The organism is Alcaligenes sp. MMA, assembly GCF_020907215.1.
Taxonomy (GTDB): domain Bacteria; phylum Pseudomonadota; class Gammaproteobacteria; order Burkholderiales; family Burkholderiaceae_B; genus Alcaligenes; species Alcaligenes aquatilis.
Genome location: NZ_JAJJPP010000004.1, coordinates 297,250 through 320,792, shown reverse-complemented (window position 1 = coordinate 320,792; position 23,543 = coordinate 297,250). Strand labels below are relative to the sequence as shown.

The following is a 23,543-nucleotide window of genomic DNA, read 5'->3' as shown; positions in this document are numbered from 1 at the left end:
TAAACAGGATGGGGAACCACACGATTTAGCTTATTCCTGATCGCCCTCTGGGGCTTCAGGTTGCGCCTGCTCAGACTCGGAGGCACCCGACACAAAGACGGGGTCTTCCGAAGGCTCAGGAGCCGATGCGAACGGGTTTTCCAGTTCACGGGCTGCTTTGCGCTCTGCCACTTCAAAGGCTTCTTTTTCCTTGCGGGCAGCATGGAAAGCCATACCGGTACCAGCAGGAATCAGACGGCCCACGATCACGTTTTCTTTCAGACCACGCAGATCGTCGGTTTTGCCCATGATGGCCGCTTCGGTCAACACGCGGGTGGTTTCCTGGAAGGAAGCCGCCGAAATGAAGGAGTCGGTCGACAGCGAGGCCTTGGTAATACCCAGCAGCACGTTTTCGTACGTAGCAGGAATACCGTTTTCAGCCAGGACGCGATCGTTCTCGTTCAGCAGTTCGGAGCGTTCAACCTGTTCACCCGTGATGAAGCTGGTATCACCGGCATCCACAATGTTCACGCGGCGCAGCATCTGACGAACAATCACTTCAATGTGCTTGTCGTTGATCTTCACACCTTGCAGACGGTAAACGTCCTGCACTTCGTTAACAATGTAGTTGGCCAGTTTCTCGATACCCTTCAAGCGCAGGATGTCGTGCGGATCGGCCGGGCCGTCCACAATCATCTCGCCCTTGTTCACCACTTGACCGTCGTGAGCCAGAACCTGTTTTTCCTTCGGAATCAGGAATTCGTGGCTGACGCCGTCCAGGTCAGTAATGACCAGACGCTGTTTGCCCTTGGTGTCTTTACCGAAGGAAACCGTACCCGTGACTTCGGCCAGCAGACCGGCATCCTTGGGCGAACGAGCTTCGAACAGTTCGGCCACACGTGGCAGACCACCAGTAATATCCCGAGTCTTTTGCGATTCCTGAGGAATACGCGCCAGAATCTCACCCACGGACACTTGCTGACCGTCACGAACGGTAATCAGGGCGCCCACTGGGAAGGAGATATTGACCATGTGATCGGTACCCGCGATCTTGATCTCCTGACCCTGTTCGTTCAGCAGCTTGATCTGAGGACGCATGGTGATCTTGCCACCACGTGTCTTGGGAGTGATCACAACCAGAGTCGACAGGCCGGTCACTTCGTCCACCTGACGAGCCACGGTTACGCCCTCTTCGATATTCTCGAAGCGAACCGTACCGGTGTACTCGGACACGATAGGACGGGTCAGCGGATCCCAGCTTGCCAGACGCTGGCCAGCCTTGATCGCATCACCATCACCGACCGTAATGGTGGCACCGTAAGGCACTTTGTGACGTTCGCGCTCGCGACGATTGTCGTCAAAAATGACAATTTCGCCGGAACGGGAGATCGCAACACGTTCGCCCTTGGCGTTGGTCACATAGCGCAGACCGATTTCAAAACCGACCGTACCTGCCGTCTTGGTTTCGACCGAACTTGCCAGTGCAGCACGCGAAGCGGCACCACCAATGTGGAACGTACGCATGGTCAACTGGGTACCCGGTTCACCGATGGACTGAGCCGCGATAACACCGATAGCTTCACCACGATTGACCAGCGTACCGCGGCCCAGATCACGACCGTAGCAGCTTGCGCACAAGCCATGACGGGTTTCGCAAGTCAGCGGAGTACGGATCTTGACTTCATCAATGCCCAGGTTGTCGATCAACTCGACCAGATCCTCGTTCAGCAAGGTGCCGGCGGGGATAACCAGTTCCTGGTTGTCAGGGTTGACGATGTCGGTCGAGGCCACACGACCCAGAATCAGATCGCGCAGGGGCTCGATAACCTCACCACCATCCAGGATGGCTTTCATGGTGTAGCCGCCCTTGGTACCGCAATCGTCTTCGGTAATGACCAGATCTTGAGTCACGTCGACCAGACGACGAGTCAGGTAACCGGAGTTAGCCGTCTTCAAGGCCGTATCAGCCAGACCCTTACGAGCACCGTGAGTCGAAATAAAGTACTGCAGTACGTTCAGACCTTCACGGAAGTTCGCGGTAATAGGCGTTTCAATAATGGAGCCATCTGGCTTGGCCATCAGACCACGCATACCAGCCAGCTGACGAATCTGTGCAGCCGAACCACGAGCACCGGAGTCCGCCATCATGTAGATGGAGTTGAAGGACTCTTGGCGTACTTCTTCACCAAAACGGTTGGTCACTGGCTCGGAAGCCAGTTGCTCCATCATGGCCTTACCCACGCGGTCACCGGCTTTGCCCCAGATGTCCACCACGTTGTTGTAGCGTTCCTGAGCCGTCACCAGACCGGAGGAGTACTGCTTGTCGATTTCTTTAACTTCATTGCTTGCCTGGGCCAAGATGCTTTCCTTGACGGCAGGCACAACCATGTCGTTCATGGCGATGGAAATACCACCACGTGTTGCCAGACGGAAACCGGACTGCATCAATTTGTCCGCAAAAATCACGGTGGCACGCAGGCCACAGCGACGGAAGGACTGGTTGATCAAACGCGAAATTTCTTTCTTTTTCAACGCACGGTTCAGTGCGGTGAAAGGCATGCCCTTGGGCAGAATTTCGGACAACAAGGCACGGCCAGCCGTCGTTTCGTAACGCTTGATGGTCTTGACCCACTCACCGTCTTCGCCCTTCTCGAATTCTTCGATACGGACGGTCAGACGAGTTTGCAGCTCGACTTCCTTGTTGTCGTAGGCGCGCTGGACTTCGGCCACATCGGCCATGAACAGACCTTCGCCCTTGCCATTTACCAGTTCGCGGGTCGCATAGTACAGACCCAACACGATATCCTGGGAAGGAACGATGGATGGTTCGCCGTTGGCGGGGAACAGCACGTTGTTCGAGGCCAGCATCAGGGTGCGCGCTTCCAGCTGGGCTTCCAGCGACAGCGGCACGTGAACGGCCATCTGGTCACCGTCAAAGTCAGCGTTAAAGGCGGCACACACCAAGGGGTGCAGCTGAATCGCTTTACCTTCGATCAGGACCGGTTCAAAAGCCTGAATACCCAAACGGTGCAGCGTCGGTGCACGGTTCAGCATGACCGGATGCTCGCGGATCACCTCTTCGAGGATGTCCCACACCACCGGTTCCTGGCTTTCCACCAACTTCTTGGCCGCTTTGATGGTCGTAGCCAGACCCATCAATTCCAGACGGTTGAAGATGAAGGGCTTGAACAGTTCCAGCGCCATCAGCTTGGGCAGACCACACTGGTGCAGCTTCAACTGAGGACCCACCACAATCACGGAACGACCAGAGTAGTCCACGCGCTTGCCCAGCAGGTTCTGACGGAAACGACCGCTCTTGCCCTTGATCATGTCGGCCAAGGACTTCAGTTGACGCTTGTTGGCGCCGGTCATGGCTTTACCGCGACGACCGTTATCCAGCAAGGAGTCCACGGACTCTTGCAGCATACGTTTTTCGTTGCGCAAGATGATGTCCGGAGCCTTCAGTTCCAGCAGACGCTTCAAACGGTTATTACGGTTGATCACGCGGCGGTACAGATCGTTCAGGTCGGAAGTCGCAAAGCGGCCGCCGTCCAGTGGCACCAGCGGACGCAAGTCCGGTGGCAGCACGGGCAGCACTTCCATGATCATCCAGTCTGCCTTGATGCCGGATTTCTGGAAGCCTTCCAGTACTTTCAGACGCTTGGAGATCTTCTTGATCTTGGCATCCGAGCCAGTGGCTTTCAGTTCGGCGCGCAGGCGCTCGACTTCGCGATCGATGTCGATCGTACGCAGCAATTCGCGCACCGCTTCCGCGCCCATCAGGGCGTGGAAGTCATCACCGTATTCTTCGGTCTTGGCCAGGAAATCGTCATCGGACATGATCTGACCGCGCTTGAGCGGGGTCATACCAGGTTCGATCACGCACCAGGCTTCAAAGTACAGTACGCGCTCGATGTCACGCAGGGTCATGTCCAGCACCATGCCCAGACGGGATGGCAGGCTCTTCAGGAACCAGATGTGAGCAACCGGGCAGGCCAGTTCAATGTGACCCATGCGCTCGCGACGCACCTTGGAGACGGTGACTTCAACACCACACTTCTCGCAGATGACGCCACGATGTTTCAGGCGCTTGTATTTGCCACACAAGCATTCGTAGTCCTTGATGGGACCAAAAATCTTGGCGCAAAACAAACCATCGCGTTCGGGTTTGAACGTGCGATAGTTGATGGTCTCTGGCTTGCGGACTTCACCGAAAGACCAGGACCGGATTTTCTCGGGCGAGGCGATGCCGATCTTGATGGCATCGAACTGCTCGTCCTGAGTGACTTGTTTAAAGAGATCGAGTAGCGCTTTCATTATTTACGCTCCAAATCCATGTCCAGGGACAAGGAACGGATTTCCTTGACCAGAACGTTAAAGGACTCCGGCATACCGGCGTCGATCACGTGGTCACCCTTGACAATGTTCTCGTAGACCTTGGTACGGCCGGCGATGTCGTCGGATTTAACCGTGAGCATTTCCTGCAGGGTATAGGCGGCGCCATACGCTTCCAGCGCCCAGACTTCCATCTCCCCGAAACGCTGACCACCGAACTGTGCCTTACCACCCAGCGGCTGCTGAGTAACCAGCGAGTATGGGCCGGTGGAACGAGCGTGCATCTTGTCATCGACCAAGTGATGCAGCTTCAGGTAGTGCATGTAGCCTACAGTGACCATACGCTCAAAGGCTTCGCCGGTACGACCGTCAAACAGGCGAACCTGGGTGCGATGCGGTGCCAGTTGCAAGTTCTCAGCGATATCGTCCGGATAGGCCAGACGCAGCATCTTGTCAATTTCCTGCTCGGTTGCCCCATCGAACACGGGGGTAGCCAATGGCAGACCTTTTTGCAAGTTGGTGGCCAGGTTCATCACTTCGTCGTCAGTCAACTCGTTGATACGAGTTTTCTTGCCGGTCGTGTTGTAAACCTTGTCCAGGAACGCGCGCAGTTCGGAAACCTGCACGTTCTTTTCCTCTTGCATCATGTCGTTGATGCGGTGGCCAATACCCTTGGCAGCCCAACCCAGGTGAACTTCCAGAACCTGACCCACGTTCATCCGCGAAGGCACGCCCAGCGGGTTCAGAACGATGTCCACAGGGGTACCGTCAGCCATGTGCGGCATGTCTTCCACGGGAACGATGCGGGAAACCACACCCTTGTTACCGTGACGACCAGCCATCTTGTCACCAGGCTGCAGACGACGCTTAACAGCCAGGTAAACCTTGACCATCTTCAGCACGCCAGGAGGCAGCTCGTCGCCTTGGGTGAGCTTCTTGCGCTTTTCTTCAAAAGCCAGATCGAACTGGTGACGCTTTTGCTCCAAGGATTCCTTGGTGTGCTCCAGCACCAGTGCGTGTTGCTCATCAGCCAGACGAATGTCGAACCACTGCCAGCGATCCAGATCGTTCAGGTAGTCAGCGGTCAGCTCGGTGCCCTTGGGCAGCTTGCGTGGACCACCGTTGACGGTTTTGCCGACCAGGAACTTCAAGGCACGGTCAAAGGCGTCGTCTTCAACGATTTGCAGCTGATCGTTCAGGTCCTGGCGGTAGCGACGCAGTTCATCATCAATGATGGACTGGGCGCGCTTGTCACGCTCGATACCTTCACGGGTAAAGACTTGAACGTCGATCACCGTACCGACCATGCCCGAAGGCACGCGCAGGGAGGTGTCTTTAACGTCAGAGGCTTTCTCACCAAAAATGGCGCGCAGCAGTTTTTCTTCCGGTGTCAGCTGAGTTTCACCCTTGGGTGTCACTTTACCGACCAGCACGTCGTCGGCACGCACTTCGGCGCCGATGTACACAATGCCGGAATCGTCCAGACGGTTCAGCTGAATTTCGGACAGGTTGCTGATATCGCGGGTGATATCCTCAGGTCCCAGCTTCGTGTCACGGGCAACCACCGTCAGCTCTTCGATATGAACCGACGTGTAGCGATCGTCCGCCACAACCTTCTCGGAGATCAGAATCGAGTCCTCGAAGTTGTAGCCGTTCCAAGGCATAAAGGCGATCAGCATGTTCTGACCCAGAGCCAATTCGCCCAGGTCAGTCGATGCACCGTCAGCCAGCACGTCACCACGAGCCACGATATCGCCACGTTTGACGATAGGACGCTGGTTGATGTTGGTGTTCTGGTTGGAACGGGTGTACTTGGTCATGTTGTAGATATCTACACCGACCTCGCCAGCCACGTTCTCGTCATCGTGCACGCGAATAACCACGCGCTGTGCGTCAACGTCTACCACCACACCGCCACGACGGGCTTGTACGGTCGTACCCGAGTCAACAGCAACAGTACGTTCAATACCGGTACCGACCAAAGGCTTCTCAGGGCGCAGGCAAGGAACCGCCTGGCGCTGCATGTTGGCGCCCATCAGTGCTCGGTTGGCGTCATCGTGTTCCAGGAACGGAATCAGCGAAGCAGCCACAGACACGATCTGCGAAGGAGCCACGTCCATGTAATGGATGTTCTCGGGCGCAGTCATCATGGTTTCGCCCGCTTCACGGCAAGCAACCAGATCGTTCGCAAAGGCACCGTCTTCGGTCAATTCGGCGTTAGCCTGAGCGATGACGTAATTGCTTTCTTCAATAGCCGACAGGTAATCGATCTGTTCACTGACCTTGCCGTCAACAATCTTGCGGTAAGGCGTTTCCAGGAAACCGTACTCGTTCAGACGAGCGTACAGCGCCATGGAGTTGATCAGACCAATGTTTGGACCTTCAGGCGTTTCAATCGGGCACACGCGACCGTAGTGGGTTGGGTGCACGTCGCGCACCTCAAAGCCTGCACGTTCACGCGTCAGACCACCAGGGCCCAGTGCCGAAACACGACGCTTGTGCGTGATTTCGGACAGCGGGTTGGTTTGGTCCATAAACTGCGACAGCTGGCTGGAACCGAAGAACTCTTTAACAGCCGCAGAGATGGGCTTGGAGTTGATCAGATCGTGCGGCATCAGGTTTTCGGTCTCGGCCTGGCCCAGACGTTCCTTGACAGCACGTTCCACACGCACCAGACCGGCGCGGAATTGGTTTTCGGCCAATTCGCCTACGCAACGAACACGACGGTTACCCAGGTGATCGATATCGTCGATCTGACCGCGGCCGTTACGCAGACTCACCAGCACCTGAATGGTGTCCAGAATGTCTTCGTCGGTCAGGGTCATGGGACCTTCGATGCTGTCACCACGGCCCAGACGGCTGTTGACCTTCATGCGACCTACGCGCGACAAGTCGTAGGACTCTTCGCTGTAGAACAGACGGTTGAACAGGGCCTCAACCGCTTCTTCGGTTGGTGGCTCGCCGGGACGCATCATGCGATAGATCGCGATACGGGCAGCATTGGAATCCGCTGTTTCATCGGTGCGCAGGGTCAGGGAGATAAAGCCGCCCTGGTCCAGTTCATTGATGTACAGGGTCTCGAAATCACGCACATTGGCTGCGCGCATTTCGGCCAGAATGGATTCGGTGATTTCGTCGTTGGCGTTGGCAATCACTTCGCCGGTTTCGGCGTTGATGATGTTCTTGGCCAGCACACGACCCAGAAGGAAATCTTCCGGGATGGAGATGTATTCGATCTTGGCTGCTTGCAGGTCGCGCAAATGCTTGGCATTGATACGCTTGTCCTTTTCAACCAGTACGCGACCGTCGCGGTCGGTAATGTCGAAACGGGCAACCTCGCCCTTCCAGTGTTCTGGAACGAATTGCAGCTTGCCACCTTCCTGGTGCAGTTCGATGTGGTCGAACTCGAAGAAGTGGGCCAGGATCTGCTCTGGCGTCAGGCCAATGGCCTTCAGCAAGATAGTCACAGGCATCTTGCGACGACGGTCGATACGGAAGAACAGAATGTCCTTAGGATCGAACTCGAAGTCCAGCCAGGAACCACGGTAAGGAATCACGCGCGCCGAGAACAGCAACTTGCCCGAGCTGTGCGTTTTACCGCGGTCGTGTTCAAAGAACACGCCGGGCGAACGGTGCAGCTGGGAAACGATGACTCGTTCGGTACCGTTAATCACAAAAGAGCCGTTATCGGTCATCAGGGGCATTTCGCCCATGTAGACTTCTTGCTCTTTTACTTCCTTGACGGTAGGCTTGCTCACCTCGCGGTCCATGAGGACCAGACGAACCTTCGCCCGCAAGGGGGAGGCATAGGTCAAACCACGAAGTTGACACTCTTTGACGTCGAACACCGGCTCGCCGAGCGTATAGCTCACGAACTCTAGCCGCGCCATTTGGTTATGGCTTACTATTGGAAATATGGAACTGAAAGCTTCCTGCAAGCCTTCAACCTTACGCTGAGAAGGCAGCGTGTCCTTCTGCAAGAAGGTTCTGAAAGAATGCAGCTGGGTAGCCAACAGGTAAGGAACCTGCTGTACGTCTTCACGTTTGGCGAAGCTCTTGCGTATGCGCTTTTTTTCGGTGTACGAATAAGGCATGAGCACTCCGACTCAAGGGTTACACGGACCGTCAACCACGGCCCTGGTTTACGACTCTAAAAAACCCGACTTTCTACAATACTAATTAAAAATCGTGGGTTTTCTGGAAACGCAAAAGCCCGGGAAGGCTTGAAACGCATTCCCGGGCATCTATCGATACTCTTACTTGAGCTCGATCTTGGCGCCAGCTTCTTCCAGCTTCTTCTGAGCGTCTTCAGCATCAGCTTTGGACAGGCCTTCTTTAACAGCCTTAGGAGCACCGTCAACCAGATCTTTGGCTTCTTTCAGGCCCAGACCGGTGATTTCGCGCACGACTTTAATGACGCTAACTTTGTTTGCGCCAACGTCAGCCAGGAACACGGTGAATTCGGTTTGCTCTTCAGCGGCAGCAGCAGCGCCACCAGCAGCAGGAGCTGCAACAGCAACAGCGGCGGCAGCAGCCGACACACCGAATTTTTCTTCCATTTCTTTGATCAGCTCGGACAGTTCGAGCACGGACATTGCGCCGATGGCGTCAAGGATTTCAGCTTTAGTAGCCATTTTTAAGAACTCCAGATATTAGGTAAATGCCAGGTTTGGTTGTCGTTCGCAACGACGAAGTTTCCTGAAGGAAAACTGCTTACGCAGCTTCTTTCTGATCGCGCACAGCCGCCAGGCCGCGAACAAACTTGGTGGGAACTTCGTTAAGCGTACGCACAAAAGTAGCGATAGGTGCTTGCATGGTGCCCAGCAGTTTCGCCAGCAGTTCGTCGCGCGAGGGCATTGTGGCCAGAGCCTTAACACCATCAGCATTCAGAACGCTATTGGGCAGCGCACCGCCCATAATGACCAATTTGTCATTGGTCTTGGCAAAATCTGCAACGACTTTCGCCGCAGCCACGGGATCTTCACTGATGGCGTACATCAGAGGACCCACGAGCTGGCTGGAGATACCGTCAAACGAGGTACCTTCCAACGAACGACGAACCAGCGTGTTTTTCATAACACGCAGGTAGACGCCAGACTCACGCGCTTTTTTGCGCAATACGGTAGCAGAAGCGACGTCCAGACCACGGTACTCGGCGATAATGATCGATTGGGCCTTTGCCAGTTCGGCAGTGACTTCTTCGATGACTACCGCTTTCTCTTCACGATTGAGACTCACGGTTGAACACTCCTTCAAACGATGTCGGGAAGGCTTCCCAACATCAACCGAATGCGGCGCACCTGGACGAGTTCTATTACGAATTCTTCCACGGGCGCCGTCTACGTTGGATGGAGCGTTTTGCCCCGATTAAGCATTTAGGTGACTAGTCAGCCCAACTGCTCCAACGGTCTTTGACAGCAGTGATCCTGTAAACAGGATCGCAGCCCAAAGTTCTTTTTTCTAACTGTTGATTAAACAGTCAGAGATGCAATTTCAACACGTGCACCGCCACCCATGGTGGAGGACACGGCAACCTTGCGCAGGTAAACACCCTTGGCAGCAGCTGGACGAGCCTTGTTCAAGGCGTCAACCAGGGCGACCAGGTTGGTTTGCAGCTGTTCAACGTCGAACGAAGCGCGACCAATGGTGCTGTGAATGATACCGGCCTTATCGGTACGGTATTGAACTTGACCAGCCTTGGCGTTTTTAACAGCCGTAGCAACGTCAGGAGTCACAGTACCGACCTTGGGGTTTGGCATCAGGCCACGAGGACCCAGAACCTGACCCAGGGTACCGACAACACGCATGGTGTCGGGCGAAGCGATCACAACGTCAAAGTCCATTTGACCGGCTTTGATTTGCTCAGCCAGATCGTCCAGACCAACGATGTCAGCACCCGCTTCGCGAGCGGCGTCGGCTTTTTCGCCTTGAGCGAAAACGGCAACACGCACGGATTTACCGGTACCAGCAGGCAGAACCACCGAGCCACGGACCAGTTGGTCGGACTTACGGGGATCGATGCCCAGCTGAACGGCGATATCGATGGATTCGTCGAACTTGGCAGTGGCAGTGTCTTTCACCAGGGCCAAAGCTTCGGCCACAGGGTAGAACTTGTTGCGGTCGATCTTGGCAGCAATAGCGGCTGCGCGTTTGCTTACTTTAGCCATGACTTACACCACCCCTTCAACGTTGATGCCCATGCTGCGAGCGCTACCAGCGATGGTACGCACAGCGGCGTCCAGATCGGCGGCGGTCAGGTCGGGTTGTTTGGTCTTGGCGATTTCTTCAGCCTGAGCGCGAGTCAGGGTACCGACTTTGTCCGCGTTAGGACGTGCAGAACCGGATTTGATACCAGCAGCCTTTTTGATCAGGATGGTTGCTGGAGGAGTCTTCATGATGAACGTGAAGCTCTTGTCAGCAAAAGCGGTGATCACCACAGGAATTGGCAGACCGGGTTCCAGACCCTGTGTCTGGGCGTTGAACGCCTTGCAGAATTCCATGATGTTCAGACCGCGCTGACCCAGCGCTGGACCGATTGGAGGGGATGGGTTTGCCTTACCAGCTGGGACTTGCAGCTTGATAAAGCCGACGATTTTCTTCGCCATGCTTAGCTCCTTGCGGGTGATGACGCCTGACACAGACTGCGCCAGGCTTCCCGGGGGTTGTAATTAATCAGGTCTTTTCGACTTGATCGAAATCGAGTTCGACAGGGGTAGCGCGGCCGAAAATAGTAACGGTGACACGAACCTTGTTTTTCTCGTAGTTAACTTCTTCGACGTTACCGTTGAAGTCTGCGAACGGGCCGTCCTTGACGCGCACCAGTTCACCCACTTCAAACAACACTTTGTGCCGTGGCTTTTCAACGCCCTCTTCCATTTGCGACAGGATTTTTTCCACTTCGCGCTCGGAGATGGGAGCGGGACGGTTACCGGAACCGCCCAAAAAGCCGGTGACGCGCGGCGTACTTTTTACCAAATGCCAGGTTTCGTCGGTCAAAGCCATCTCGACCAAAACGTAACCGGGGTAAATACGTCGCTCTGTAATTGATTTCTTGCCGTTTTTTACTTCAACGACTTCTTCCGATGGAACCAGAATGCGACCAAACGCTTCTTGGAGTTCAGCGCGTTCAATGCGCTCCACCAGAGCTTTGTGCACGCTTTTTTCCATGCCGGAATAAACGTGAACCACATACCAGCGTTTGCTCATGTGTGCCCTTTATTTCCAGCCCAGCAACAGGCCATAAATGATCCAGCCGAGCCCTTTGTCAATCAGCCACAACAAGATGGCCATAACGGCAACAAACACAAAGACAATACCTGTCATTTGTGTTGCTTCTTTACGGGATGGCCAGTGAACGCGACGCACTTCCGTATAAGCATCACGAGAAAAAGCGACCAGGCGACGGCCTGTATCGCTAAACCAGACGATTAATACGGCGACGATTAAGCTGGCAACAAATACCCCAGCGCGAACCAGTGAATTTTGACCATCCAGAACGGAATAGCCAACAATACCGGCGGCGACGACTAGGACCGCTAGGCCCAGCTTGATGCGCTCGGAACCTCGGTTAACGGTTTCTACGTTGGTATTCGACATATTCCGACGAGTGACGCCACGCGAGGTGGTGGCGAGTGACTGTGGTGGCAGGGGCAGAAGGAATCGAACCCTCAACCTTCGGTTTTGGAGACCGACGCTCTGCCAATTGAGCTATACCCCTATACCGCGACAAACCATAGCGCGCTAAATGCTATGTTTGGCTTTTAGGCAAAAGAGGATATTAACCTCTTTCGCCTAAAATTACTACTCTTTTTTTTACTTGATGATTTTTGCCACCACGCCAGCGCCAACGGTACGGCCGCCTTCGCGAATAGCGAAGCGCAGACCTTCTTCCATGGCGATAGGAGCGATCAGGGACACTTTCATCGAAATGTTGTCGCCTGGCAGAACCATTTCTTTGTCTTCTGGCAGCTCGATGGTGCCGGTCACGTCAGTCGTACGGAAGTAGAACTGAGGACGGTAGCCCTTGAAGAAAGGCGTGTGACGACCACCCTCTTCTTTGGACAGAATGTACACCTCAGCGTCAAAGTCGGTATGAGGCATGATCGAACCGGGCTTGGCCAGAACCTGACCACGCTCCACGTCTTCACGCTTGGTACCGCGCAGCAACAGACCGACGTTATCGCCAGCTTCGCCTTGGTCCAGCAGTTTGCGGAACATTTCAACGCCGGTGCAAGTGGTCTTGACCGTGTCTTTGATACCCACGATTTCGATTTCTTCGCCAACCTTGATGATGCCGCGCTCAATACGACCGGTCACAACCGTACCACGGCCGGAGATCGAGAACACGTCTTCAACAGGCATCAAGAAAGTACCGTCAACGGCACGCTCTGGCGTAGGAATGTAGTTGTCCAGCGCATCGGCCAGAGCCAGAACGGCTTGGCTGCCCAATGGGCCTTCGTCGCCTTCCAGAGCCAGTTTGGCCGAACCCTTGATGATCGGGGTGTCGTCGCCTGGGAAGTCGTACTTGGACAACAGCTCGCGAACTTCCATTTCAACCAGTTCGATCAGCTCTTCGTCATCAACCATGTCGGCCTTGTTCAGGAACACGATGATGTAAGGAACGCCAACCTGACGGCTCAGCAGGATGTGCTCGCGAGTCTGGGGCATTGGGCCGTCAGCGGCCGAGCAAACCAAGATAGCGCCGTCCATCTGGGCAGCACCCGTAATCATGTTCTTGACGTAGTCAGCGTGGCCGGGGCAGTCAACGTGTGCGTAGTGACGGTTAGGCGTCTCGTACTCAACGTGCGAGGTGCTGATGGTGATACCACGTGCTTTTTCTTCAGGGGCGTTGTCGATCTGCGAGTAATCGCGTGCTTCGCCGCCGTATGCCTTGGACAGAACCGTGCAGATTGCAGCGGTCAGAGTGGTTTTACCGTGGTCAACGTGACCGATAGTACCGACGTTGACGTGCGGTTTAGTCCGTTCAAACTTGCCTTTAGCCATGGCAGACTCCTGAAGGGATAGAACGATAGAGAGAAGAGAGATGTGGTGCCCATGACGCGGATCGAACGCGTGACCTCTCCCTTACCAAGGGAGTGCTCTACCACTGAGCCACATGGGCATTCAACTTCAGCCCAGAATGGCCAAAGATTTTAAACCTGGAGCGGGTGAAGGGGATCGAACCCTCGTCTTAAGCTTGGAAGGCTTCTGCTCTACCATTGAGCTACACCCGCAGACTTTTCTTCACCCTCTCCTAAAGCCGCCTTGCTGGCTGACTTTAGAAAAGTGCTGGTGGTGGGAGTTGGATTCGAACCAACGTAGGCGCAGGGCCAACAGATTTACAGTCTGCCTCCTTTAACCACTCGGACATCCCACCCGAAGCGAAAATCGAATTATGGGCATGTTTTGCGAAGTCGTCAAGTCTTTTACGAATAAAACCGAATAATTCGATGAAAATCTAAAAAAAAACTGATTTTGACCGGTTTCCTTACTGGTTTTGCCACTGTCTTGGGGCGCCGGGGATACCATTTTTGAGCGCATTCAAAACCAGACAAACAGGACGGAATGCGGGTAAACACATAGATTTTTTCTTGTTTTCAGGGCTTATTTTTGTAAGAAAAAGATACAAAATCAGGTTTTCCGCTTTTAATCCAGCTTTCAGGCGTCTTCCCTACTCTTTCCTTCTCCTCCTTAAGGTCCTTATCTTGCTGTTTTCTACTGGCTGGAGCGCAAGCAAGCAATCTGAATAATCATGCAACCATGAGCAGTCTCGCAAGCAAGGTTGGATTGTCCAACAGCTTTAGGAAGGGGAAATCCATCATTTCAGAAGTTTTTCTAATCCATCTCCTTCTTGCCGCTTCTTTTTTACAGGAAGCTGCGGACCATTAACAAAACGCGGCTCATAACAACGAAAAAGCCGACCTGTGGTCGGCTCTTTCAATGGCAATCGCATTGTTTGTAGCTTAATGCGGGCCTGGCTCAATCGTCCGTTTGTTCCAGCAAGGACGACAAGCCCTGCTTTTCCAGCAAGGCATTCAGATGTTCCCAGCCATGGAAAGCGATCTGCAGCTGCCCCTTGTCCTTGGCCCCCACCTTCAAGGTCACTTTAGTCCCCAAGTGGTCAGACAACACTTTTTCAAAGCGCTGTACGTCCCCATTGCGACTGGCCTTGTTCTGAGCCTGTTTGTTGGCAGGTTCGTCATCCTCATGCAGGGCACGGGCAACCAGTTTCTCGGTTTCTCGTACCGACAGACGGCGGGCAATCACTTCGTTGGCCAGCATGATCTGACGAGCAGCGTCCATAGCCAGCAAGGCACGGGCGTGCCCCATATCGATGTCCCCGGCCAGCAGCATAATCTGCACAGGCTCTGCCAGGTTAATCAGACGCAGCAGGTTGCTGGTGGTCGAGCGCGAGCGGCCAATAGCCTGAGCAGCCTGCTCGTGGGTCAGCCCGAACTCGTCCAGCAGACGTTTGACGCCTTGTGCCTCTTCCAGCGGATTCAGATCTTCACGCTGAATGTTCTCAATCAAAGCCATGATGGCGGCGTTTTCGTCGCCAACTTCGCGCACCAGGACGGGGACTTCTTCCAGACCTGCAATTTGCGACGCGCGGAAACGACGCTCACCAGCGATGATCTCGTACTTGCCTTTATCCTTACCCGACAAGGGACGCACCAAAATTGGCTGCATCACACCTTGGGCGCGAATGGACTCGGCCAGCTCATTCAAGGCTCCCTCGTCCATTCGAGTTCGCGGCTGATATACCCCTGCCTTCAGCAGCTTAACGGGCAGGTTGGAAGGCGGGCCATCGCTTACCGCCGCTTCGCCCTTTTTCCCTATAGTTGCGATAGCGCCTGTGTCTGCGCCGAGCAAGGCATCCAAGCCTCGACCTAGACCTTTTGGTTTTCGTGTAGCCATGCTTACATTCCTATTGATTCTTGTGTGCCTTATGCCTTATCGCTGCGGGAGTCTTTCTTCAAGCGCTTGATCAGCTCTTTGCCAAAGTCCATATAGGCCTTGGCACCCCGGGAGTTCTTGTCATAGACAATACCTGGCATACCGTGACTTGGCGCTTCAGCCAAACGCACATTACGTGGCACCACCGTCTTGAACACCTTATCGCCAAAATGGGTCTCGATCTGATTGGAGACTTGCTGCTGCAAGGTGACACGACCATCAAACATCACCCGCAGCAAACCAATCAACTGCAGATCCGGATTGATATTGCGATAGACCCGTTTAACCGTATTGACCAGATCCGAGAGCCCTTCCAGAGCAAAGTACTCGCACTGCATGGGGATGATGACCCCATGCGCGCTAGCCAGGCCATTGAGCGTTAACAGCGACAAGGTAGGTGGGCAGTCGATCAGCACAAAATCGTAATCGTCCAGCACCTGTGCCAGAGCCTGTTTAAGTTGTTGCTCGCGCTCTTGCATCTGGATCAGGTCGATTTCCGCGCCCGACAACTCCCTATTGGAAGGCAAGACGTCATAACCACCTGTTTCTGAATGTATCTTTACATTAGCAATGCTTTCATCGCCAATCAGTACTTGGTACAAATTGCCAGACAGGTTGTTCTTATCAATACCGCTACCCATAGTGGCATTGCCCTGGGGATCCAGATCAATCAACAAAACTTTTTTCTTCAGTACCGCAAGTGCAGCGGCCAAATTGATCGCGGTGGTTGTCTTGCCTACCCCACCCTTTTGGTTCGCAATACAGAACACATAGGCACGGGGAGATTTTTCGTCGTTTTTACTCATGATTATCCTTGCTGCACCAACCACACTAGACAACGCTGTGCCTCTAGCTCCGGTACGGTTAATGATTCTATTCGTTCGACTTGCCAGTTACTTTCCGATTGCAATGCGGCTATTTCCAAGTCAGGCTCTTTACCCTTCATAGCTGCAATGCGCCCACCTGGTCGAACATGCCTGCCTGCCAAATTCACGAAATCAAGCAGCGAAGAAAAAGCTCGGGAAACCACAATATCTGCCTGCATGGGTTCCTGCTGCTCTACACGCACATGCATTGCCGACAAATTAGGCAAGGCCAAAGCCCCCACCATTTGTTGAACAAATGCCATTTTTTTCTCAACAGCATCAATGCAAGTAATGTTCCACGTGGAACATGCTGCTGCCAAAACAACACCCGGCAAACCAGCCCCTGACCCTACATCCACAATCCGAACCGATTCTTGAGCCGATTGATTGTGGCCGGCCAGGTAATTCTGAAACGGGCGCACAATAGACAGGCTATCAAAAATATGTTGCACCAGCATTTGATCTGGGTCACGCAGGGCAGTCAGATTATAGGTACGGTTCCAGCGCTGCAACTGATTAATATAATCCAGTAGCTTGCGCACCAAGGCAGGATCCTGATCCAGACCCAAATCCAGCAGGGCCTGATTCAGGCGTTTTGAAAAAATGTCGCTCATACCGTTTGTTTGTTTTTTTGCTTGCGCTTCAGGTGAACCAGCAATAAAGACACCGCCGCAGGTGTCACACCCTGAACACGTCCGGCCTGGCCAATGGTCAAAGGCTTTGCAGCCTTCAAACGCTGCCGCACTTCAATCGACAATCCTTTGATATCGTCGTAATCCAAATCTTCCGGAATGCCCTGCTCTTCCAGCGCTGCCTGACGAGTCACCTCGTCCTGTTGACGCGCCACATAGCCTGCATACTTCACTTGGATTTCAACCTGTTCAACATACACCGGATCGTCCAGACCGGGGCCTGCTACGGGGACACCTTGATCATTGAGTACAGCCATTAGCTTTGCATAGTCCACTTCGGGACGCTTGAGCAAATCGAAGAAAGAGTATTCCCGTTCGATATTTTTGCCTAACAGTGCATTGGCCTGGTCAGCGGGCAAGCTACGAGGGTTCACCCAGGTGCCCTTCAAGCGCTCAATTTCACGTGCGACAGCATCGCGCTTACGGTTGAATTGATCCCAGCGGACATCATCCACCAGCCCCAATTCGCGACCCATTTCCGTCAGTCGCTGGTCGGCATTATCTTCCCGCAGGCTTAAACGATACTCCGCGCGAGAGGTAAACATGCGGTACGGCTCGGTCACCCCACGGGTAATCAAATCGTCTACCAACACACCCAGGTAAGCCTCGTTACGGCGTGGGTACCACTGTTCTTTATCTTGCGCCAAACGGGCGGCATTCACCCCAGCCAACAAGCCCTGTGCGGCTGCTTCTTCGTAACCCGTCGTGCCATTAATCTGGCCGGCAAAGAACAAGCCACGAATTTGTTTGGTTTCCAAAGTAGGATACAGAGATCGGGGATCGAAATAATCGTACTCAATCGCGTAGCCGGGACGCATGATACGGGCATTTTCCAAGCCAGGCAGACTGCGCACCATTGCTAATTGGATATCGAAAGGCAGACTGGTGGAGACACCATTAGGGTAAATCTCAGTCGTGCTCAAGCCTTCAGGCTCCAGAAACACTTGGTGGCTGCTCTTGTCTGCAAAGCGATGAATCTTGTCTTCAATCGATGGGCAGTAACGTGGGCCAATACCCTCGATGGTGCCCTGGTCGCTATACATGGGCGAGCGATCCAGGCCCGAGCGAATAATATCGTGGGTACGCTCATTGGTGTGCGTAATCCAGCAAGGCATCTGCTGGGGATGCATGGAAACATCACCCATATAGGAAAACACCGGAATCGGATCACTATCGCCTGGCTGAACTTCCAGACGAGAAAAATCGATTGTGTTGGCATCAATGCGTGGAGGGGTCCCTGTCTTCAATCGCCCTTGTGGCAACTGCAGTTCCCGCAGGCGGTGGGCCAAACTGATGGAGGGGGGATCCCCTGCCCGGCCTGCCGAGTAATTATTCAGACCTACGTGGACCAAGCCATTCAAAAAGGTACCTGCCGTCAGAACCACGGATTTGGCTTTGAACTCCAAACCAATCTTGGTGACAGCCCCTACCACCCGATCACCTTCCACAATCAAGTCTTCAACCGACTGCTGGAACACCATCAAGTTGGGCTGATTCTGCAGAACCTCGCGGATAGCTTTGCGATACAAAGAGCGGTCTGCCTGTGCACGCGTTGCACGCACGGCTGGCCCTTTGGAGCTATTCAGGGTACGGAATTGAATACCGGCATGGTCGGTGGCCAAAGCCATCGCCCCGCCCAGCGCATCCACTTCTTTAACCAAATGCCCCTTGCCAATCCCCCCAATAGAAGGGTTGCAGGACATCTGCCCCAAGGTATCCATATTATGGGTTAACAATAAGGTAGACACACCGGTTCGAGCTGCCGCTAAAGCCGCTTCGGTACCAGCATGTCCGCCGCCTATGACAATAACGTCAAACTCTTCGGGATAAATCATGTCAGAACAGCTAAAAAATAAAAATCAATTATACGATTACCAGCACTGGATGTTCCACGTGAAACACATGAAACCAATATCTGTTCCACGTGGAACACAGTTTTTTGCGTAAATACCACTGTGGATAACTTTGTGGAGAAACAGACCGTTTTTTATCCCCAGGCCCGACTACGGCGCGTGGGTTATGCTTTCAAAGGTTTTTTTTGACCATAACACGCCCAGGAGCGAAGCTATAAAAGGCGCGCTTATCACCCTTAAACCCCATAAAAGTAGCTATCTAAGCGGCTACCCTCCAGCAAGTGGGTAAAGGCAATCCAAGTAGAGAGCAAAATTGTGGATAACAGAACAATCAAAAAAACACTGCCGGATAAATAGGAGCACAGCGCAACAGTCAGGTGACAAGGGAATTTGCGCTGAGCAGGAGAAGGGATGGCTCCCAATTTGCCAATCTGACTACTTTGTCTGCAGACAAAATCAATTAACAAAAAGAGATCCTTCAGACAAGACCAGGCTTGTGAGCGAGACCAGGCAGTGCTTTAAAAAATGCCGTTTTATCTCCGGTCTGTCTGAGAATATGAAGCTTGATTAGACGCTCAGGTTTAAGACACAGGTCTATCAGAAAAATTCCTGCAGTCACAACGGGGCTGCCAGACACACCAGAAAAACAAAGTTCGGACTGTATATAGGGAACAGCTATATCGATGTAAGAAACTGTCCTGAACCCAGGGTTCCACGATCAACGGAAAAGCGTGGAATCTATGGTATTTTCGTCAAGAATTTATCTGATACTACGCCGCCCAACTTTTGCTCAAATCTGAAGCACGGGTGCATTTTTATTATTCCTATCCGTTGACCCATGCAGATCACATCCAAGCTCCCTTCTGTGGGCACCACTATCTTTACTACCATGAGCCAATTGGCCCTGGAGTACAAAGCGATCAACCTCGGACAAGGCTTTCCAGACTTCAATCCAGATCCGGCTCTGATTGAGGCCGTACACCAAGCCATGCTCGATGGTATTAACCAATATCCCGCCATGGCTGGCTACCCTGCCCTGCGGGCAGCTATTGCCAACAAGACACTCGCTCGGTATGGCCACTGTTATAACGTGGATACGGAGATTACCGTTACCAGTGGCGCGACCGAGGCCTTGATGGCCAGTTTTCAAGCCTTTGTGCATGCAGGCGATGAAGTCATTGTCATCGAGCCCTTCTATGACTTGTATATCCCCGCCATCGAGCTAGCAGGAGGTATTCCTGTTACCGTGCCCATGACAGCGCCTAGCGAGTCTGTACCTTACTACCGCGTGGATTGGGAGCGTGTGGAAAAAGCCATCACCAACAAGACTCGCATGCTGGTGATTAACTTTCCGCACAATCCGACCTGTACCCTATTGCAGCCCCAGGACCTGGATGCGTTGGAACAGATTGTAGAAAAGCATCCTTTGATCATCTTGTCCGATGAAGTCTATGAACATCTGACCTTCGATCAGAAAGAACATTTAAGTCTGGCTACCCGTCCCCGTCTGGCGGAACGAGCAGTGATCGTTTCTTCCTTTGGCAAGACCTTCCACGCTACAGGTTGGAAAGTAGGCTATTGCTGTGCTCCAGCCATTCTCAGCACGGAAATCCGTAAGGTCCATCAATACACTGTCTTTACCGTTCCCAGCCCTTTACAGGCCGGTTTGGCCGCTTATATGCAGGATCCTGCTACCTGGGAGCGCCTACCTGCTTTCTACCAGGAAAAGCGCGATCATTTGCACCAAGGTCTGCAAAACACCCGCTTCACACCTATGCCCAGTGAAGGGACTTTTTTCCTATTGGCCAGCTATGAAAATATTTCGGAGCTGTCCGAGTTGGATTTTGCCAAGTACCTGAACCAGAACTACGGAGTAGGCGCGATTCCTGTCTCAGCCTTTTATCTGGAACCCAATTCTGCACAGGCTAACCATCGTTTACTGCGTTTTTGCTTTGCCAAGCAGCACAACACCTTAGATCAGGCTATTGAACGCTTAAAAAAGGTCTAGAGCCTCTCTTCATCTTGTTTTTCAAACCGCCGATAGGCGGTTTTTTTTGCCGCCGGGCCGCCCCAAGGCAAAAAGCTCCCCTTGGGGGGCAGCAAGCGCGAAGGCGCAGCGTGGGGTTTTTTTGTTCCCGATTTTTGTGGACAAGTACGACAGCGCTAATCTGTCCTTTCGCAGCCAGAAAAGACGGATCGCTGCACTGCAAAACATCGCAAGCGTTTTGAGACCCAAAACATGGAACACGGACCACAAAACCCGTGTTTTGCACCCCACAAAGCGTCAAAGGTGAAACAAGCAATTCAGTCTTCAAGAGTCATCCTGTTGATAACTTTGGGGGTAAACCTGATTTTTTGCCCAGTTATCACTTCTTTTCTTTTGATAAAAACAAGCACAAGCCAACGCTACAGCTTCTGCGCTTCAGTCCCCACCATCAGCAAAGAAAACGACTTCAACATTAAAATAAAGAAAAATATAGATATAAAACAAGGACTTATTACAAAACTACGTACTTTTCACTTACTGTCTATCTGTGAAAATACACAGTTCATCAAGCCCTTTCCAACAACGTAAGACGAGTGTGAGCATCAACACACGCCTTACCCACAAAATGTGGATAAGTCAAAAATTCAAACAAGATTGGCCTAGTACAAGCTCCAGGCGCAGCAATCCCTGAAACCATAGTCAATACTTGGCCAAACAAGTCTTCCAGATAGAACTCCCCTCTTTTGCTATCAGATCCTTTATTTGAGTTTTTCTCATACTGACGAAAACCCCCAGTGACTTAATAGCAAAGTCGACCTTGCTTGATGCTGAAAATGAATTTTCAACTTCTGCGGTTCAAATTCCTGCATGCAAAAGTCGCATAAGCCAGCTTCGAGCAAGATCGTGATTTTTGTTCATGGACTGCATCTTAGTCGAGAACTTTTGGCTTGCAAAGGGTTGGGACCTGGCTTGCAAGGAGTTGAACTTATCTTATATAACAAGCACTTAAATCTTTTATTAGAATTAATGGATGGAGGCCTGTTGATAAGTCGAACAAGTGTCTTTAACAACGATAAAACAAGAACTTAGACCTTTTTTTTCCGGGGATAGATCTAACGCTTACCGGTGGATGGTTTAGGTACAACTTTTAGACTTCACAAAGAAGCACCTACTTATGCCTTATGTATCCACACCCTGTTCACAATGCCCTTCCTAGAGCTTATCCACAGAAAAGAAAATTGTAACAGCGAGCAGAAAAGTGAATTTAGCGGGTTGGATACGTAAAACCGGTGTCCGTCATGATGATTTTCTCAGGCCAACGCAAAGCGGCCAGGTGAAAGGCGGAGTCTTCGGGCTCCTGATCTTTACGGCGATCACGCCAGCGAGCCCCAACGGAAAAATCCACGCAAAATGTGTTTTTCTTCGCTCCGTGCCAGGAAAAAGGATCTATATCCTTGAATAACAAGGAGTATTTAGACATTTTCGCTGTCGGCTGAGGAAAAAGCTGGCGCCAATAATGACCAAAAATCACCGGAATATCGTCCTGATAACTGTCCCACCAAGGGGTACGGTCGGAAAAACGCCATCGGTTACCCGCAAAAAAGGGACGATTTGCCGGTCCTTCAGTCCCGGAAGTGAGCAAACGGATGGGGTTGAAGTCATTTTTGATCAAATCGTAGTCAATGTAGGCCTGCAATAACGGCACCAACGCCTCTGGATCTTCGATTTTTTCTTTCCATTCCTGTTTTGCAGCTAGATATTTATCCAGAATTCCTTCTTTTTCTGCATAATTATCTGCTTTACGCTCGCATTCGAAGAAAAAATCAAGAAAATTTTCGCTTTTAACCGATCGAATAGCATCAATTGCTGAATTATTCCAGGCGGCATGCACAATTCTGAGGTCGTTTCTTTCTAATACGATAGGTAATGAGCTTAAAAATTTTTTAATTTCATCTTTATTCTTTGGTTTTACACGCGTAAATGGCGAGTAATTTTTTAAATCTGACTGATATCGTTGGTCAAAATACCAACCTGATCCATCTTTTGCATCGTCTATCAGCAGATTGATTTCATGATTACCTAATATTCCTTTTGCTTTATTTTTATTTATCAAGAACTTAAGGTATTCAATGACTGCCGGACTGTTTGGACCTCGATCACAATAATCTCCCACGAATATCAGACTACGTTGCTCTGGATGAGAGCCATTTTCTTGGTAGCCCAAATTTTGGATCAGTTGTTGCAAGGCCTGAAGTTCTCCATGTACATCGCCGATGATGTCTAAAGAACCTGAAGGTAAGGGCTGTACAAGAAAGTTGGGCATGGGTGAAGATATCTTTATTTAATAATAACTATATATATAACTGGTAATGGATAATGGGTGTCTGTGGATAAGTCGCATAGATGAAAATTTACCTTTAATTTCAGTGATTTATTGAACATTTTTGCCTGTGTACCACCTTGATGGAGTCGGTGGACCAAAACTGGACAAATTTTGAGGTCTACAAAGATAGGTGACTTATCCCCCTTTCATCCACAGCACGTCCACAACAGGCCTTCTTGGAGCTTATCCACAGGGCTTCAAGGCTAGTCGTGGCCTTAAATATAGCTTTTTTGCCCAATCCTTGACTGATTTTCTGGCTGGATCCCCCCTTCAGGGAGCGTCTGGGTGAGCTGAGGTCGGTGTTTGTACCCGTACCCTGTTTGAGCAAGAATTAAGCCTTTATAATATCCACAAACTATTCACTTTCTTATTAACGGTTATTTTTAATAGATTCCATATTTTCATTTTTGGCTTAATCTATTTTGTTAATAAAATTGTGGATTTCTTTGTTATGCAAGCCTGTGGATAAGTTGGCCTATCACGACCGTTATT

The 23,543-nt window shown here is 52.0% G+C and carries 15 protein-coding genes and 4 tRNA genes; 1 reads left to right on the top strand and 18 read right to left on the bottom strand.

All coding sequences use genetic code 11. The features are described from left to right. Positions 1-30 precede the first annotated feature (30 nt). The 17 genes from rpoC to mnmG form a co-directional block, all read right to left on the bottom strand. Positions 31-4,296 (bottom strand): DNA-directed RNA polymerase subunit beta', encoded by a 4,266-nt coding sequence (rpoC, locus tag LNA76_RS17620; protein ID WP_108728660.1) that lies wholly within the window; start codon positions 4,294-4,296, stop codon positions 31-33. Beyond that, positions 4,296-8,408 (bottom strand): DNA-directed RNA polymerase subunit beta, encoded by a 4,113-nt coding sequence (rpoB, locus tag LNA76_RS17615; protein WP_094198188.1) that lies wholly within the window; start codon positions 8,406-8,408, stop codon positions 4,296-4,298. Before rpoB ends, rpoC begins: the two co-directional genes overlap by 1 nt. 162 nt (positions 8,409-8,570) lie before the next feature. Continuing rightward, entirely contained in the window at positions 8,571-8,948 is a 378-nt protein-coding gene (gene rplL, locus LNA76_RS17610; RefSeq protein ID WP_003800851.1) for a 50S ribosomal protein L7/L12, read from the bottom strand. Positions 8,949-9,027: 79 nt separating this feature from the next. Next, a complete protein-coding gene (rplJ, locus tag LNA76_RS17605; RefSeq protein ID WP_094198189.1) occupies positions 9,028-9,552 on the bottom strand; it encodes a 50S ribosomal protein L10 in 525 nt (174 codons plus the stop codon). Between the two features lie 233 nt (positions 9,553-9,785). After that, positions 9,786-10,481, bottom strand: coding sequence for a 50S ribosomal protein L1 (gene rplA, locus LNA76_RS17600; protein ID WP_094198190.1), 696 nt, complete (start codon positions 10,479-10,481; stop codon positions 9,786-9,788). Positions 10,482-10,484: 3 nt separating this feature from the next. Next, the gene (gene rplK, locus LNA76_RS17595; RefSeq protein WP_003800842.1) at positions 10,485-10,919 is read right to left on the bottom strand and encodes a 50S ribosomal protein L11; all 435 of its coding nucleotides are present in this window, start codon (positions 10,917-10,919) and stop codon (positions 10,485-10,487) included. A 67-nt stretch (positions 10,920-10,986) separates the two neighbouring features. Further along, positions 10,987-11,520 carry a transcription termination/antitermination protein NusG gene (gene nusG, locus LNA76_RS17590; RefSeq protein ID WP_003800839.1) on the bottom strand — a complete coding sequence of 178 codons (534 nt, stop codon included), beginning with the start codon at positions 11,518-11,520 and terminating at the stop codon, positions 10,987-10,989. Positions 11,521-11,529: 9 nt separating this feature from the next. Further along, positions 11,530-11,910 (bottom strand): preprotein translocase subunit SecE, encoded by a 381-nt coding sequence (gene secE, locus LNA76_RS17585; RefSeq protein ID WP_094198191.1) that lies wholly within the window; start codon positions 11,908-11,910, stop codon positions 11,530-11,532. A gap of 45 nt (positions 11,911-11,955) precedes the next feature. Beyond that, positions 11,956-12,031 (bottom strand) — tRNA-Trp (locus LNA76_RS17580). 95 nt (positions 12,032-12,126) lie between these two features. After that, the gene (gene tuf / locus LNA76_RS17575) at positions 12,127-13,317 is read right to left on the bottom strand and encodes an elongation factor Tu (protein WP_230019557.1); all 1,191 of its coding nucleotides are present in this window, start codon (positions 13,315-13,317) and stop codon (positions 12,127-12,129) included. Positions 13,318-13,360: 43 nt separating this feature from the next. Next, positions 13,361-13,435 (bottom strand) — tRNA-Thr (locus tag LNA76_RS17570). A 38-nt stretch (positions 13,436-13,473) separates the two neighbouring features. Beyond that, positions 13,474-13,547 (bottom strand) — tRNA-Gly (locus LNA76_RS17565). Between the two features lie 56 nt (positions 13,548-13,603). Continuing rightward, positions 13,604-13,690, bottom strand: a tRNA-Tyr gene (locus LNA76_RS17560). A gap of 602 nt (positions 13,691-14,292) precedes the next feature. Then, a complete protein-coding gene (locus LNA76_RS17555; RefSeq protein WP_094198193.1) occupies positions 14,293-15,231 on the bottom strand; it encodes a ParB/RepB/Spo0J family partition protein in 939 nt (312 codons plus the stop codon). A 29-nt stretch (positions 15,232-15,260) separates the two neighbouring features. Further along, positions 15,261-16,076 carry a ParA family protein gene (locus tag LNA76_RS17550; protein WP_094198194.1) on the bottom strand — a complete coding sequence of 272 codons (816 nt, stop codon included), beginning with the start codon at positions 16,074-16,076 and terminating at the stop codon, positions 15,261-15,263. A gap of 2 nt (positions 16,077-16,078) precedes the next feature. Beyond that, positions 16,079-16,750: a 16S rRNA (guanine(527)-N(7))-methyltransferase RsmG gene (rsmG, locus tag LNA76_RS17545; protein ID WP_230019556.1), complete on the bottom strand. Its 672-nt coding sequence runs from the start codon at positions 16,748-16,750 to the stop codon at positions 16,079-16,081. Continuing rightward, positions 16,747-18,663: a tRNA uridine-5-carboxymethylaminomethyl(34) synthesis enzyme MnmG gene (mnmG, locus tag LNA76_RS17540; protein WP_230019555.1), complete on the bottom strand. Its 1,917-nt coding sequence runs from the start codon at positions 18,661-18,663 to the stop codon at positions 16,747-16,749. The genes rsmG and mnmG overlap by 4 nt, the downstream gene beginning before the upstream one ends. 856 nt (positions 18,664-19,519) lie before the next feature. Here mnmG and LNA76_RS17535 point away from each other — a divergent pair. After that, complete coding sequence (locus LNA76_RS17535) at positions 19,520-20,689, top strand: methionine aminotransferase (RefSeq protein ID WP_230019554.1); 1,170 nt, start codon at positions 19,520-19,522, stop codon at positions 20,687-20,689. 1,243 nt (positions 20,690-21,932) lie between these two features. Here LNA76_RS17535 and LNA76_RS17530 read toward each other — a convergent pair. Beyond that, positions 21,933-22,991: a metallophosphoesterase gene (locus LNA76_RS17530; RefSeq protein ID WP_230019553.1), complete on the bottom strand. Its 1,059-nt coding sequence runs from the start codon at positions 22,989-22,991 to the stop codon at positions 21,933-21,935. Between the last annotated feature and the right edge of the window lie 552 nt (positions 22,992-23,543).

Excerpts from the sequence above, each read along its gene's own strand:
- rsmG (WP_230019556.1), bottom strand. The coding sequence starts at position 16,750 with ATGAGCGACATTTTTTCAAAACGCCTGAATCAGGCCCTGCTGGATTTG.
- LNA76_RS17550 (WP_094198194.1), bottom strand. The coding sequence starts at position 16,076 with ATGAGTAAAAACGACGAAAAATCTCCCCGTGCCTATGTGTTCTGTATT.
- LNA76_RS17555 (WP_094198193.1), bottom strand. The coding sequence starts at position 15,231 with ATGGCTACACGAAAACCAAAAGGTCTAGGTCGAGGCTTGGATGCCTTG.
- mnmG (WP_230019555.1), bottom strand. The coding sequence starts at position 18,663 with ATGATTTATCCCGAAGAGTTTGACGTTATTGTCATAGGCGGCGGACAT.
- secE (WP_094198191.1), bottom strand. The coding sequence starts at position 11,910 with ATGTCGAATACCAACGTAGAAACCGTTAACCGAGGTTCCGAGCGCATC.
- rplL (WP_003800851.1), bottom strand. The coding sequence starts at position 8,948 with ATGGCTACTAAAGCTGAAATCCTTGACGCCATCGGCGCAATGTCCGTG.
- rpoC (WP_108728660.1), bottom strand. The coding sequence starts at position 4,296 with ATGAAAGCGCTACTCGATCTCTTTAAACAAGTCACTCAGGACGAGCAG.
- tuf (WP_230019557.1), bottom strand. The coding sequence starts at position 13,317 with ATGGCTAAAGGCAAGTTTGAACGGACTAAACCGCACGTCAACGTCGGT.
- nusG (WP_003800839.1), bottom strand. The coding sequence starts at position 11,520 with ATGAGCAAACGCTGGTATGTGGTTCACGTTTATTCCGGCATGGAAAAA.
- LNA76_RS17535 (WP_230019554.1), top strand. The coding sequence starts at position 19,520 with ATGCAGATCACATCCAAGCTCCCTTCTGTGGGCACCACTATCTTTACT.
- rplA (WP_094198190.1), bottom strand. The coding sequence starts at position 10,481 with ATGGCTAAAGTAAGCAAACGCGCAGCCGCTATTGCTGCCAAGATCGAC.
- rplK (WP_003800842.1), bottom strand. The coding sequence starts at position 10,919 with ATGGCGAAGAAAATCGTCGGCTTTATCAAGCTGCAAGTCCCAGCTGGT.
- LNA76_RS17530 (WP_230019553.1), bottom strand. The coding sequence starts at position 22,991 with ATGCCCAACTTTCTTGTACAGCCCTTACCTTCAGGTTCTTTAGACATC.
- rpoB (WP_094198188.1), bottom strand. The coding sequence starts at position 8,408 with ATGCCTTATTCGTACACCGAAAAAAAGCGCATACGCAAGAGCTTCGCC.